The organism is Chryseobacterium luquanense (assembly GCF_026460945.1).
Lineage (GTDB): Bacteria > Bacteroidota > Bacteroidia > Flavobacteriales > Weeksellaceae > Chryseobacterium > Chryseobacterium luquanense.
Genome location: NZ_JAOVZV010000008.1, coordinates 291,800 through 304,402 on the forward strand (window position 1 = coordinate 291,800; position 12,603 = coordinate 304,402).

The window sequence follows — 12,603 nt, forward strand, 5'->3', positions numbered from 1 at the left end:
TTACAGCTCAAATAATGCAGGTCTTTGAGTTACTTCGTGATAACATATACTTTTGTCATCAAAATAATGATAAACAAGACTTTTTCGGGTTTTGGTTTTGTCTAAATGTGGTTCTCCACCATGAAGAATATTGGCATGCCAAATCAAAAGATCTCCTTTTTTAGCTCGGAAAACTTCTTTTTTAAAACCTAATTCTTTCACTTTATTCTCAAGGAATTCTTCATAAGCTAAATAGCTTTTTTTACCGATTTTAAAAGCCGTTCCTTCATTATCATAATCAGAGTTCAGGAAATATGGCAGTTTATGACTCCCCGGAATATAATGCAAAGCACCATTTGTTTCATCCACATCTTCCAAAGCAATCCAAACTCCTAGAAGTCCGCCTAAAGGATAAGTCGTCATATGAATACTGTCAGAATGTGTTTTTTGCTGACTTCCGTTGATGAAATTGATACTTTGGAATAATTTAGCATTTCCATCAATTAAAACAGATAAAAATTCAAGTAAATTCTTATCGTTTCCAATATTTTTAATGATTTCTGAATGATGAATAACGAACATTAATTTTCCACCGTAACGGAATTTTATCGTCCCATCTTTCATTAATTTTTCAATTTCATTATTGATCTGATCTGCGGTTTCAGGTTTCAAATAATTTCTCAAAACTAAAAAACCCTGATCGTCAAAACTTTCAGCACTCATTTTATTTTCCTCTGAAAGATTCTTATAAAATTCGGTATTAAAAAGTTTTTCTTTATCAAACGTTCTCTCATTTTCTGGTAAATGAGCAAAATCTTTGCTTGAAATGCTTGAGAAATAAGATTTATCGAGTCCGTATTTTTTATAAAGTGGGATATTATGCTGTAATTTTTTTCTATTGAAAAAATTATAAATCATGTAAGGCAATTTATAATTGCGAATCTTCTTTAGCATTGCTATTAGTTTGTAAAATACTTGTATAAATTTATGAAATATATTTAGAACTAATCTAAAGAGCGTGGTTAAATTATCGTTTCATGATAAACTTCAAGCTTAACCATTTTTTGAGAATATCTTTCTTGGAATAATCTATCATATGATAAGGCCGAAGCTCAGGTCTGAAACCTCTGAAAAATTCTTCAACATTAGGAAGATCACTTCCTTCAAAATCGAAAATTTTAGTCTGGATATTTTCTTTTATACAATTGTCTATCAAGACAGAAGCTCCTGATAATTTAACCGATTCTTTATCATTAAATGTTCCTAAAAGTGCCACCGTAAAATCATCAAAATAAGTCACAATAATGTTGATAATTCTTTTATTAAGATAAAAAGCAGAGAACTTCAAACAGCCTGCTTCAAACATATTTTTAAAAATTAAAACAAACAATTCTGTATCTTCTTCTTTATCAGCACCCAATAAATTACCTCTAATAAAGCTTTCAGCTTGATTAAAATTGATTTCTTTAATTTCAGAGTTACTCAAAACATGTTCGTCTAATCTGAGTTTTCTCTTTCTTTTTGGAGAATATTTTGAGTAAACCTTTTCGTACTGGTCAGGGAAAATCAGAAAGTTGTTTTTAGATTTTAATGAAGTTTTAAACTGATTAAATTCATTAAAAGTATAAATTCTGATGAGATATTTTTTCTCTAAAAAACTTAAAAACAATTCATTAAGTTCAATATTGTCTTCCTTTGAAAAAACGCCTAATTGCTGACAAAGCATAGGATTGTGAACTATTTTTACACCAGATTTATAAACATACGGAACCGGCATTACTGCTTCATAATCTTTATAAACGAGCAATTCCCATTTTTTATCAGAACTAATATCTAAAAATCGTTTTGTTGCAGAATATTTTCGTTGTATAGAACTTTCAAGGCATTGAGAATATTTTTCAAAATCAATTTCATTATATTTTAATCTTCTAATCATAATAATCCTTCGTCTGCAAAACTCAGATATGAATTTTGGGTAATAATTAAATGATCCAAAAGCTGAATATTCATCAAATTTCCTGCTTCTTTCACTTTTTTGGTTATGCTAATATCTTCTGCGCTTGGTTTTAAATTTCCTGACGGATGATTGTGCGAAATAATAATTCCTGTTGAAAAATGCTCTAAAGCTGTTTTGAAAAGTATTCTGATGTCTACAATCGACTGATTGATTCCGCCTTGAGTAAGTTGGGCAATGTGAATTACTTTATTGCTTTGATTCAGAAAAAGTGCCCAAAATTCTTCTGTTCTTAGATCAGATAAATGCAGTTTTAAGACATTATAGGCGTCTTTACTGCTCGAAATTTGAGGTTTTTCAGGGATTTCCTGAGCTGCTCTTCTTCTTCCGATTTCCAAAGCTGTTGCAATTGAAATAGCTTTTACTTCACCAACTCCTTTAAATTTAATTAAATCTTTCACCGTCAATAAACTCAACTGATGCCAATTGTTATCAACCGAAGCTAATATTTTTCTTGCCAATTCAACAGCGGTTTCATCTCTGCTTCCACTTCCCATAATGATTGCCAAAAGTTCAGAATCGGATAACGAATTTTTACCTTTCAGTAAAAACTTTTCTCTCGGTCTGTCGTCTTCTGCCAAAAATTTTATAGACATGAATTTAGTTTAAAGGTTTCTGGTTATAGATTTAAGTTAATAAAAAGCATATAAAATGATGCTCTTTTTTGATTGGTCTAAAAACTTTGCTGTTTGATTAAAAGCTTTTGTAGAAAGCATAGGACAACCTAAACTTAAACACGCTAAATCTTGAGATTCCTGATCTGAAACACAGCCAAAAGAATGCAGAACAATGGCACGCTGCATCGCATTGTCATTTGTTGAATCCAAACCTTTCAAACGATAAGCTTTGCCAAATTGACCAACATAACTTTGCTTGATTTCATATTTTCCTAAAGAAGATTGATAAGAGCCTTCAACATTGGAAAATTTAAGCTGATTTGATTTCGGAATTACAGATCCTGAACCGTGGGAAACAATTGCTTTTTGAACAATTTTGTTGTTTTTTAAGTCATAAACAAAATACCGGTATTTCCCGGAATGAACTTTAAAATTAATAAAAATTGCAAAATCTTGATTATACTCTTTATTTTTAATATAATCTCTCAACTCAGAAATTTTCTCTTTTGGCAAGACATCAATATTTTCCTGAGCTTTTGACTGACTGCAGGAAATTAATAAAAGGAATGCAAAAAGTAAAGATTTCATATTTGTTTAAAGTTATTCTTAGAACATTTTTTTACCGCAAAAGATTCAAAAGATTTTTATTCGATTAATTTATTCAAAAGCTAACAAAACGATTGTGAACTTTTTTTCTATATTTTATAAACTTTTGAACAGCCATTTTTCAATCATTTCTTTTGAATCTTTTGCGGTAAAAATATATTAATATAATATTATTCGATGATTAATCCGTCTTTCATGACCAACTTACGGTCGGTAATTTCTGCCAACTGAGGATTGTGCGTCACAATTACAAAAGTCTGATTGTATTTATCTCTCAAATCAAAAAATAACCGGTGAAGATCATCTGCGTTTTTTGAGTCTAAATTACCTGTCGGTTCATCTGCATAAATAATCTTGGGAGAATTGATTAAGGCTCTTGCAACCGCAACTCTTTGCGCCTCACCACCCGATAATTGATTGGGTTTATGATGAATTCTTTCAGCAATTTTTAAATCTTCAAACAGATGATATGCTTTTTCTAAAGTTTCTTTTTCGTTGGCTCCTGCAATTTTTGTTGGCAGTAAAACGTTTTCTAAAGCGGTAAACTCAGGAAGCAACTGATGAAACTGAAACACAAAACCAATATTCTGATTTCTGAATTTTGAAATCTGTTTATCGCTCATGTAAATAAAAGGCTGGTCGTTCAAAAAAATCTCCGTATCGTATTTTTGAGGATTTGATGGAGTATCTAAAGTTCCCAAAATCTGAAGAAGTGTAGATTTTCCGGCTCCGGATTCTCCTACAATAGAAACAACTTCCCCAGTTTTAATGTGAATATCAACTCCTTTCAATACTTCCAGATCTCCATAAGATTTATGGATATTACTCGCTCTAATCATGTTTCAAAAATAGTGTTTTTTTCTTTTGTTTTAAGGTTTTAAAAAGAGGTTTTAGAATGAATGATCTAAGTTTCAATTATCAATTTTTTAATAATAATTATTTATGCTTTTTTAATTAAAATTCTAAAAGTTGTACCTTTTCCTACTTCTGTTTGAGAAATTTTAATATCTCCGTTATGATATTCCTGTACTACTCTTTTTGCTAAACTTAAACCTAATCCCCAACCTCGTTTTTTAGTTGAATATCCTGGTTTAAAAGCATTTTGAGCTTGATATTTTGTCATTCCGCTTCCATTATCTTTTACTTCCACCAAAATATTTTTATTGCGCTCGAAAACCGACATTTGTAAAATACCTTGACCTTTCATGGCATCAACTGCATTTTTAACAAGATTTTCTATCACCCAGCTCATCAGAATTTTATTGTGTGGAACCAATATATTATAGGTTGGAAGCAAAAGTGTAAAATCGATTTTTCTAGAAATTCTCGTTTTCAGATAATCGTAATTTTCTTTAATAGTTTCATTGAAATTCGTATCATTCAACTCCGGAACCGAACCTATTTTTGAGAATCGTTCTGAGATAGTTCTAAGTCTTTCAATATCTTTTTCAATTTCAATTACGCCATCAGAATCAGGGTTTTCTAACTTCATAATTTCCATCCAACCCATCATTGACGATAATGGAGTTCCGATTTGATGCGCTGTTTCTTTTGCCAAACCAGCCCAAAGATAACCTTCATCAGTTTTTTTAACAGTTCTTAAAAACCAAAATGAAAATAAGAAATAGCACAAAACAAAAAATCCGAGGAGAAAAGGAAAATATTGAAGATTATTCAACATTCTTGAATTGTCATAATACACAAACTGATCATTTCCGCCCTGAACTTTTATTTCAATTGCGGGATATTTTTTCTCCATTATCTTGGCTTCGGCGACTATATTTTGAGAATCATCTCCAATTTCTTGCGACAGATGTTTGTACTCAATAATCTGATCATTTTTATCTAAAATAATCATCGGAATTGTCGTATTTGAGCTGTAAATGGCAAGAAGTAATTCCTGAACTTCTAAACTTGGTGTAACATCCTGTTGAAATTTCAGAGCTTTAACCAAAATGTCAACTTGCTTTACTTCATCTTTCTTCAAATAATTTACCACCAAGGTAGAAGTAATAACGATGGATACAACAACCAATGTCATCAAAGAAAAAATAAACCAGTTGTTGAATCTGGCAAAAATGGATCTTTTTTTCAATCTGAATTATTTTAAAACATTTAAAATTTTCTGAAGCTCGGTGCTTCCGCTTCCCTGATAATTATTGATGATGATTGCATAAACATATTTTTTTCCATCTTTGGAAGTGTGATAACCTGCATAGGATTTTGTATCGCGCATCGTTCCGCTTTTCATTTTCATCCCGTTATCCTGAGTTGGAAATCCATCATAGTAAGAATCGTACCAGATTTGTTTTTTAGCATAAATTAAAGCCTGAACTTCTGCTTTTGCTGAAACATAATTTTGTGGTGAAAGTCCGCTTCCATCAGCAAAATTAATCATATTGGGATTAATTCCTTTTGATTTCCAAAATTCATTTAGATAAGAAATTCCGCTTTTAAAATTTGGATTTCCTTTTTTCTCTTTTCCTAAAGTTTTAATTAAATTTTCTCCGTACAAATTCACAGATTTTCTTAGAAACCAATAAACGATTTTATCTAAAGTCGGCGATTCATAAGTAAGAATGATATTGGTTTTGGGAGCCTCCAAAGTTTTTTTGTCCTCAATTTCCAACTGAGAATTGGTAACAACTTTTCCTGAAATTTCAATTCCTGATTCTTTTAGCCATTTTTGAACCTCAATACCCAATTGCAAAGGCGGATTTGGTACAGAGCCAGAAACAGTAACTGTTTTAGCGGGTAAAGTTCCATTGATTAAAGCAACGTCAGAATGTGGTGCCGTAAAAATCAAACTTTGGTCTGAACTTCCTGCGACTTTTACATCATTTAACCATTTTACGCCCTCCAAAGGATAGGAAAAACTTTTAATATCACTTCCGCTCATGTTGATATCAAACTGGTTTTCACGCCAATTGACTCCCCAAACTCCGGCTCCGTAATAATTTCCCAAATCATCCCATGGCCAACCTCCGGGAATCGTCTGATGGTCAAAATATGAATCATCAATCACTAAATCACCAGAAATTTTTGTAATCCCTGATTTTTTTACGGCTTCAATCAGTTTTTGTCTGAAATTTTCAGGTTTGTAACCTTCATAACGCCAACTTCCTAAAGTTGGGTCACCGTTGGATGTTATAAACAGATTTCCGTTTAAATTTCCGTTAGAAATATTTCCTGAATACGATGAAGTTGTTTTGTAAGTATAATTTTTACCTAAAGTTTCCAACGCTGCTGCTGCAGTAAAAATTTTCTGAGTTGATGCTGTCGAAAGTCCTTTATTTCCCTGAAATTCATAAACCAGGTTTCCACTTTCATCTGAGACATAGAAAGATAAATTTGATGAAACTGCCAATGAAGAATTCATCAGATTTTTTGTGACATCATCTAATTTTTGAGCTATATTCTGAGCAAAAATAATTTGTGTGGAAAATACTATTAAGGCAAACGGTTTTTTCATGAAAGAAATGTTTATTCAAATATAATTTTAAATTATTGCATTTTTATTTATAAATCCATTTCTTGTAATTCTTTCTTGTATTTTTCGAGTTCTTCATCATTAAAGAGAAATTTATGATCAGGAAGTTTTTCAAATGATTTGTCAAGCTGACGAACTTTTTCGTTATCATCTTCATCGATAAAAATATCCATCTGAATTTCTTTTAAATATTCTAATTTGTTTTCATAATATTCTAAAAGGGAACTATTCCATGATTCTTTACGGCATCTTAAACAACGATTTTCAAAAACTGATTTATATCCGCAAATTTCACAATTTTTTAAATTTTCAAACATTGACTTAATGTATGTCTTATCTTTATTTGAAAAAAGATGCTGAGGAATTGAATTTAATAACAAATAAAAATTTGGTTCCCAACGGGAAAATTGGAAAGTTTTTTCATTATTCGTAAACGTTGATGAAATATACAATGTCATTTGGCCGTAAGAATTCTGAATCTCAATTCTACTAATTTCATCAATATTAAAAATATATTTGTCATTAATTTTCACATCATCATTATCAATTTCAAGAATATTAATCGTTTCTAAATAATGCTCAAAGCATAGGGTTGTTTCCCAAGAATTTACACATCTACCTTTTCCTTCCTTTCCGCATTTCTCACAAGTTTTCCCTGAGAGTCTTATGTATTTACTTTTAATTTCCTGAATCTTTTTATTTAAAGCTTCATCAGGAGATGAAATGTAGCAACGTAATCCTCCAAATTTTTCTTTTCCAAATACTTTTTCATCTAAATTCCAGCCAGCAATACAAAATTCATACAGCATATCCCGAATTAACGAATGCCACCCTGAACCGTTTATCGAAAAGTTTGATAAATTACTTTCAACAAATTGATCTATTTCGTCTTTAGAAGATTCCATCATGATTAAAATTCTGTTCCCGATTCAATTTCGTAAGGCTCTTTTCCTTTCTCAAAAATTCTGGTCAGCTCATTTCCTTCAACAGTAATTTTGTCACCAATTCTGCGAATCCAGTTTCCTTCACGAAGTCCGACAACTTTGATATCATTCTGTGTTAAAAATTCTTTAATTCGGGTTTCTCTGGTTTCTCCATTATGTTTCAATTCAGGATTCGGATCTAAATAATGCGGATTGATATTAAACGGAACCAATCCCATGCAATCAAAACTTGGGGGATAAACAATCGGCATATCATTCGTTGTTTTCATATTTTGTCCGCCGATATTGCTTCCTGCACTACAGCCTAAATAAGCTTTTCCGCTTTCTACGTTTTGCTTTAAAACGGACATCAGATTTTCTTCATGTAACGTTTTAACCAGCAAAAAAGTGTTTCCACCACCTGTAAAATATCCTTTTGCTGAATTTAGAGCTTCGGTTTTATCTTCAAATTCATGTAAACCTTTTACTTTAATATTTATTGTTTCAAAAAAAGATTTTGCTTTTGCTGTATAATCATCGTGAGAAATCCCGCCGGGTCTTGCGAAAGGAATGAAAATAATTTCATCGATTCCTTTATATAATTCAATTAATTCGTCTTTTAAATATTCAAGATATTCTCCGCCGAAAAGTGTGGAAGTTGATGCTAATATTACGTTCATAAAATGAAAATATAGAATTATTATGTAAAACAAAGATAAACTCAAAGCATATATAAATCAAAAAATTCGCTAAAAATCACATTAAAACCGTTAAAAAACTCCAAAAAAACTTAAAGGCTCTAAAAGAATCGCAGAAAAATAAATCTGTAACTCCTACATTAGCAATAGTAATTTTAAAATAAAGAATATGAAAACGGTTAAAATTAATATCAAACAATTATTTGTAGGTTTAATCATGTTAGGAAGTACGGGTGTTGTCTTTGCACAAACTGCAGAACCTGTCACAACGACTCAAACACAGACAAATCCTACGATTGAAGGACTTAAAAAACAAATTGAAACCAATCCTAAAGATGTAGAATCACTTGCTAAATTGGCAACAGCTTATCAGGATGCTACAGATTGGCAAAACGCAATTGCTACATGGAAAAAATTATCTGTACAATTGCCAGATTGGGCTCCATCGTATTACAGCCAGGCTTATTCATATCAATCTGCAAAAGATAATGAGAACGCCAAACTTGCTTACGAAAAATATATTGCAACAGTAAAGCCTGAAGAAGTTGAGGCGAGTAAAAAGAATTTAGCTTATGCCTATTTCTTTATTGCCTTTAACGAACAAAAAGATAGTCCAGATAAAGCAAAAGAGCATATTGCAAAATCTTTACAGTATGATCCGAGTAATCAGGATGCTGTAAAATTAAGTCAGACTCTGAATTCTTAATATAAATAAAACCGAGGAATTTATTTTCTTCGGTTTTTTAATTGATATTTTTTCCAAAAAAATTTGTTTCACCATTTAAATGCCGAATAATCTTCTCAATATTTCTTTGAATACTTGCTTCAGTTTTTAAATTATTAATGTAGCGAATCAACTCTATTTTTCTTGATGGAGTTAGTTTTCAAAGTTTTTAAGAGCAACAGAATTTTCTTTTATTGCCTTATCTAAACCTGGGTGAATTGAAATTGTTCGGTCAGAATCATCAAATTCGATAGAAATTTCAAGAAGTTCACCAATTCTTTTCGGAGAATCTTTCAGCATGGTTAAATTAATATACAACCTCCATTCTCCAAGATATTTCATTAAGTTTTGCTTAAATTCTTTTCCATTTACAGTTCCTTTCACAGGAATCGGACTTTTATTTTTTCCTGAAGTTTTAAATATTTTCTCTAAAATTTCCTTAGGAATAAAAACAAATGGATTGATTCCGATGATTTCCAGTTTGGTTGTAAATTGATTTTTCATAATTTCAAAGTTAATATTTGATTGTAAATTTGCGTTCATTAATTAAGAATTTGGTAACTCTTCAAAATAATTTTGCACTCAAAATGGATTGCCTATCTTTGTGAAATCTATAATAATTTAAGAAAAAATGAAATTTTTTATCGACACTGCTAATTTAGAGCAAATTAAAGAAGCTAAAGACCTTGGAATTTTGGATGGTGTAACAACCAACCCATCATTAATGGCAAAAGAAGGAATTCAGGGTTCTGAAGCAATTAAAAATCACTACAAAGCAATCTGCGAAATCGTTGATGGAGATATTTCTGCTGAAGTACTTTCTACAACTTACGAAGAAATGATCAAAGAAGGTGATGAATTGGCTGCAATTCACCCAAATATTGTGGTGAAAATCCCAATGATTAAAGACGGTATCAAAGCGTTGAAATATTTTTCAGATAAAGGAATCAGAACCAACTGTACTTTGATTTTCTCTCCTGGACAAGCTCTTTTAGCTGCAAAAGCGGGTGCAACTTATGTTTCTCCGTTCTTGGGAAGATTGGATGATATCACAACTGATGGTTTAAATTTAATTCAGGAAATCAGATTGATTTTTGATAATTATATGTACGAAACAGAAATTTTGGCAGCTTCAATCCGTCACTCAATGCATATCATTGATTGTGCAAAAATTGGTGCAGATGTAATTACTTCACCGCTTCCTCCAATCTTGAGTTTGTTGAAACACCCTTTAACAGATAGCGGATTGGCACAGTTTGTTACAGATTCTCAAAAATTAGCTTAATTTATTTAAGTTTAAAGCATAAAAAATCCCGGAACAATAATTTGTTTCGGGATTTTTTTATATTATGTTGTTTTACCAATCTGAAGCTCTTCTTCGTTTTTCGATCATATGATCTACAGAAAATTTTCCTGCACCTACAGAAATGATTATTAAATATATCGAAAGATATAATAAACTCAATTCTCTTTTGTCAAACGGATCTGCTCCATGAACTACAAATCCTGCAATGATCATTGTAAACAGTAAAAATCCTGCTGCAACTCTTGTGAATAATCCTAAAATAATAAAGATAGAACAGACAAATTCAGCAAAAACCGTTAAAACCAGCGAAACTGTAGAACCAAGCCCAAGAAAATCATAAAACTGTATTTCTCCACCATTAATCAACGTCTGAAGTTTTGGAAATCCGTGAGAAATCATCGCAAACCCTACAAACAATCTTACAATAAATATAACGACATCTAAAATGATGGGATTAGTTTTTGTGTTTAAGTAGCTCATTGTATGAAAATTTAAACTAAAGATAATGAAAATCTTTTATTACAACGATGGATATTGACTTTTTAGTCTATCTGTACCCAAAATTCTTTAAATCTCTGTCGTTTTTTCTCCAGTCCTTTTTCACTTTTACAAAAAGATTCAAATGGATTTTTTTAGCAAAGAATTTCTCCAAATCAATTCTTGCTTCAGTTCCTACTTTTTTTATTGCCTCACCTTTATGACCAATGATAATCCCTTTTTGAGTATCTCTTTCTACATAAATAATAGAATCAATAAAGATAATTCCTTCTTTTTCTTTGAACATTTCTGTCACAACTTCTACTGAATAAGGAATTTCTTTTTCATAATTTAAAAGAATTTTCTCTCTGATTGCTTCATTTACGAAGAAACGCTCCGGTTTATCAGTGTACATATCTTTATCATAGTACGCCGGACTTTCAGGAAGCATTGATTTTAATTTTGGTAAAATAATATCCAGATTAAAAGCATTTAATGCAGAAATAGGAAGAATTTCAGCTTTAGGAATTCTTTCATGCCATTCTGTTGCTATTTTTTCAAGACCTTCCTGATTTGTTTGGTCAATTTTATTTAATAATAATAGAACCGGAACAGGAATTTTATTTAATTTATCAATCAAAAATTCAGATGGTTCAGCTTTATCAGTGACATCTACAATGAAAAGAAAAACGTCTGCATCCTGTAAAGAATCCTTCACAAAATCCATCATTTTTTCCTGCAAACCGTATTTCGGATCCAAAACTCCAGGAGTATCAGAAAATACAATCTGTAAGTCTTCTTCATTATAAATTCCAAAAATTCTATGTCTAGTTGTCTGAGCTTTCTGCGTTACAATAGCCAACTTCTCTCCCATCAATTGATTTAAGAGTGTTGATTTTCCGGCATTTGGCTTTCCAACGATATTTACAAATCCTGCTTTATGCATAAAAAAAATTTAAATCGCTTTTATTACGATTTGCAAAGTTACTAAAACAAAATTTGGATTTTGGACTATATCTAAAATTAGATGCTTAAAAAAGTCTATTTTTGAAAAATAATTAATCCTGACTTTCTCATGGAAATCGATCAGATCATCAATACCATCTTTCCGCTTCCGGAATTGTCTAAATTCAATTTAACCCAACATATTTCTGAAATTAGCCATCCAAAAGGTTTTTGTTTGATGGAAGCCAATAAAGTTGTTCCCTATATTTATTTTCTAAAAAAAGGAATTGTTCGCGCTTATGCATCAACCGAAAATAATGATATTACTTTTTGGTTCGGGACAGAAGGAGAACCGGTAGTTTCAATGAAAAGTTATGTAGATGAAAAGCCAGGTTACGAAAGTATAGAACTTCTGGAAGATTGCGATTTTTATGTTTTGGAAACTTCAAAGCTGAAAAATTTATTTAATGAAGATATTTACATTGCCAATTGGGGAAGAAAATTTGCAGAGCGTGAACTTGTAAAAACAGAAGAATTGATTATTTCCAGACAATATAAAACAGCTTTGGAGCGATATAAAGATTTGCTCAAAGAAAAACCCTATTTGCTTCAAAGAGTTCAGCTTGGTCATATTGCTTCTTATTTGGGAATTACACAGGTAAGTTTGAGTAGAATCCGTGCTGAGATCAAATAGCATTTTAAATTATTATCACGCAGATTTTGCAAATTATGCAGATAAAAAAATCCGTTTAATCAGCAAAATCTGCGTGAGTTCTTTTGTAATTATCAAAATGAAATTTATTTCTAATGATTACATTTTTTAA

At 31.1% G+C, this 12,603-nt stretch carries 15 protein-coding genes; 3 read left to right on the forward strand and 12 right to left on the reverse strand.

Annotated elements, in window-relative coordinates:
- The 9 genes from OEA66_RS09595 to pepE all read right to left on the reverse strand — a co-directional run bounded on the left by OEA66_RS09595 (position 1) and on the right by pepE (position 8,309).
- Positions 1-897, reverse strand: coding sequence for a phytanoyl-CoA dioxygenase family protein (locus OEA66_RS09595; RefSeq protein WP_267281164.1), 897 nt, complete (start codon positions 895-897; stop codon positions 1-3).
- 109 nt (positions 898-1,006) lie between these two features.
- Positions 1,007-1,915, reverse strand: a complete 909-nt coding sequence (locus OEA66_RS09600; protein ID WP_267281165.1) for a hypothetical protein — start codon at positions 1,913-1,915, stop codon at positions 1,007-1,009.
- A complete protein-coding gene (gene radC / locus OEA66_RS09605) occupies positions 1,912-2,589 on the reverse strand; it encodes a RadC family protein (RefSeq protein ID WP_267281166.1) in 678 nt (225 codons plus the stop codon). Before radC ends, OEA66_RS09600 begins: the two co-directional genes overlap by 4 nt.
- 36 nt (positions 2,590-2,625) lie before the next feature.
- Positions 2,626-3,198: a murein L,D-transpeptidase catalytic domain-containing protein gene (locus OEA66_RS09610; RefSeq protein WP_267281167.1), complete on the reverse strand. Its 573-nt coding sequence runs from the start codon at positions 3,196-3,198 to the stop codon at positions 2,626-2,628.
- A 188-nt stretch (positions 3,199-3,386) separates the two neighbouring features.
- Entirely contained in the window at positions 3,387-4,055 is a 669-nt protein-coding gene (locus OEA66_RS09615) for an ABC transporter ATP-binding protein (protein ID WP_267281168.1), read from the reverse strand.
- Positions 4,056-4,156: 101 nt separating this feature from the next.
- Positions 4,157-5,311 (reverse strand): sensor histidine kinase, encoded by a 1,155-nt coding sequence (locus tag OEA66_RS09620; RefSeq protein ID WP_267281169.1) that lies wholly within the window; start codon positions 5,309-5,311, stop codon positions 4,157-4,159.
- Positions 5,312-5,317: 6 nt separating this feature from the next.
- Positions 5,318-6,688, reverse strand: coding sequence for a D-alanyl-D-alanine carboxypeptidase/D-alanyl-D-alanine endopeptidase (gene dacB, locus OEA66_RS09625; RefSeq protein WP_267281170.1), 1,371 nt, complete (start codon positions 6,686-6,688; stop codon positions 5,318-5,320).
- 47 nt (positions 6,689-6,735) lie between these two features.
- Positions 6,736-7,614, reverse strand: coding sequence for a hypothetical protein (locus OEA66_RS09630; RefSeq protein WP_267281171.1), 879 nt, complete (start codon positions 7,612-7,614; stop codon positions 6,736-6,738).
- A 2-nt stretch (positions 7,615-7,616) separates the two neighbouring features.
- Positions 7,617-8,309, reverse strand: a complete 693-nt coding sequence (gene pepE, locus OEA66_RS09635) for a dipeptidase PepE (protein WP_267281172.1) — start codon at positions 8,307-8,309, stop codon at positions 7,617-7,619.
- 187 nt (positions 8,310-8,496) lie between these two features.
- On the opposite strand from pepE, the gene OEA66_RS09640 reads away from it, so the two are divergent.
- Complete coding sequence (locus OEA66_RS09640; protein ID WP_267281173.1) at positions 8,497-9,033, forward strand: tetratricopeptide repeat protein; 537 nt, start codon at positions 8,497-8,499, stop codon at positions 9,031-9,033.
- Between the two features lie 171 nt (positions 9,034-9,204).
- Here OEA66_RS09640 and OEA66_RS09645 read toward each other — a convergent pair whose 3' ends face one another.
- Positions 9,205-9,594 carry a DUF1905 domain-containing protein gene (locus OEA66_RS09645; RefSeq protein ID WP_267281174.1) on the reverse strand — a complete coding sequence of 130 codons (390 nt, stop codon included), beginning with the start codon at positions 9,592-9,594 and terminating at the stop codon, positions 9,205-9,207.
- Positions 9,595-9,682: 88 nt separating this feature from the next.
- Between OEA66_RS09645 and fsa the strand changes: the two genes are divergently transcribed.
- Positions 9,683-10,336 (forward strand): fructose-6-phosphate aldolase, encoded by a 654-nt coding sequence (gene fsa, locus OEA66_RS09650; protein WP_267281175.1) that lies wholly within the window; start codon positions 9,683-9,685, stop codon positions 10,334-10,336.
- A 72-nt stretch (positions 10,337-10,408) separates the two neighbouring features.
- Here the strand turns inward: fsa and OEA66_RS09655 are convergent, their stop codons facing one another.
- Both OEA66_RS09655 and era read right to left on the reverse strand, forming a co-directional pair.
- Entirely contained in the window at positions 10,409-10,837 is a 429-nt protein-coding gene (locus OEA66_RS09655; RefSeq protein WP_267281176.1) for a DoxX family protein, read from the reverse strand.
- A gap of 67 nt (positions 10,838-10,904) precedes the next feature.
- Positions 10,905-11,780 carry a GTPase Era gene (gene era / locus OEA66_RS09660; protein WP_267266059.1) on the reverse strand — a complete coding sequence of 292 codons (876 nt, stop codon included), beginning with the start codon at positions 11,778-11,780 and terminating at the stop codon, positions 10,905-10,907.
- Positions 11,781-11,909: 129 nt separating this feature from the next.
- Here era and OEA66_RS09665 point away from each other — a divergent pair, with 129 nt between their 5' ends.
- On the forward strand, positions 11,910-12,473 hold the full coding sequence (locus OEA66_RS09665) for a Crp/Fnr family transcriptional regulator (RefSeq protein ID WP_267281177.1): 564 nt from the start codon (positions 11,910-11,912) through the stop codon (positions 12,471-12,473).
- Positions 12,474-12,603: the final 130 nt, after the last annotated feature.

Excerpts from the sequence above, each read along its gene's own strand:
- OEA66_RS09600 (WP_267281165.1), bottom strand. The coding sequence starts at position 1,915 with ATGATTAGAAGATTAAAATATAATGAAATTGATTTTGAAAAATATTCT.
- OEA66_RS09615 (WP_267281168.1), bottom strand. The coding sequence starts at position 4,055 with ATGATTAGAGCGAGTAATATCCATAAATCTTATGGAGATCTGGAAGTA.
- dacB (WP_267281170.1), bottom strand. The coding sequence starts at position 6,688 with ATGAAAAAACCGTTTGCCTTAATAGTATTTTCCACACAAATTATTTTT.
- pepE (WP_267281172.1), bottom strand. The coding sequence starts at position 8,309 with ATGAACGTAATATTAGCATCAACTTCCACACTTTTCGGCGGAGAATAT.
- OEA66_RS09655 (WP_267281176.1), bottom strand. The coding sequence starts at position 10,837 with ATGAGCTACTTAAACACAAAAACTAATCCCATCATTTTAGATGTCGTT.
- era (WP_267266059.1), bottom strand. The coding sequence starts at position 11,780 with ATGCATAAAGCAGGATTTGTAAATATCGTTGGAAAGCCAAATGCCGGA.
- OEA66_RS09630 (WP_267281171.1), bottom strand. The coding sequence starts at position 7,614 with ATGATGGAATCTTCTAAAGACGAAATAGATCAATTTGTTGAAAGTAAT.
- OEA66_RS09610 (WP_267281167.1), bottom strand. The coding sequence starts at position 3,198 with ATGAAATCTTTACTTTTTGCATTCCTTTTATTAATTTCCTGCAGTCAG.
- OEA66_RS09665 (WP_267281177.1), top strand. The coding sequence starts at position 11,910 with ATGGAAATCGATCAGATCATCAATACCATCTTTCCGCTTCCGGAATTG.
- radC (WP_267281166.1), bottom strand. The coding sequence starts at position 2,589 with ATGTCTATAAAATTTTTGGCAGAAGACGACAGACCGAGAGAAAAGTTT.
- OEA66_RS09640 (WP_267281173.1), top strand. The coding sequence starts at position 8,497 with ATGAAAACGGTTAAAATTAATATCAAACAATTATTTGTAGGTTTAATC.
- OEA66_RS09645 (WP_267281174.1), bottom strand. The coding sequence starts at position 9,594 with ATGAACGCAAATTTACAATCAAATATTAACTTTGAAATTATGAAAAAT.
- OEA66_RS09595 (WP_267281164.1), bottom strand. The coding sequence starts at position 897 with ATGATTTATAATTTTTTCAATAGAAAAAAATTACAGCATAATATCCCA.
- fsa (WP_267281175.1), top strand. The coding sequence starts at position 9,683 with ATGAAATTTTTTATCGACACTGCTAATTTAGAGCAAATTAAAGAAGCT.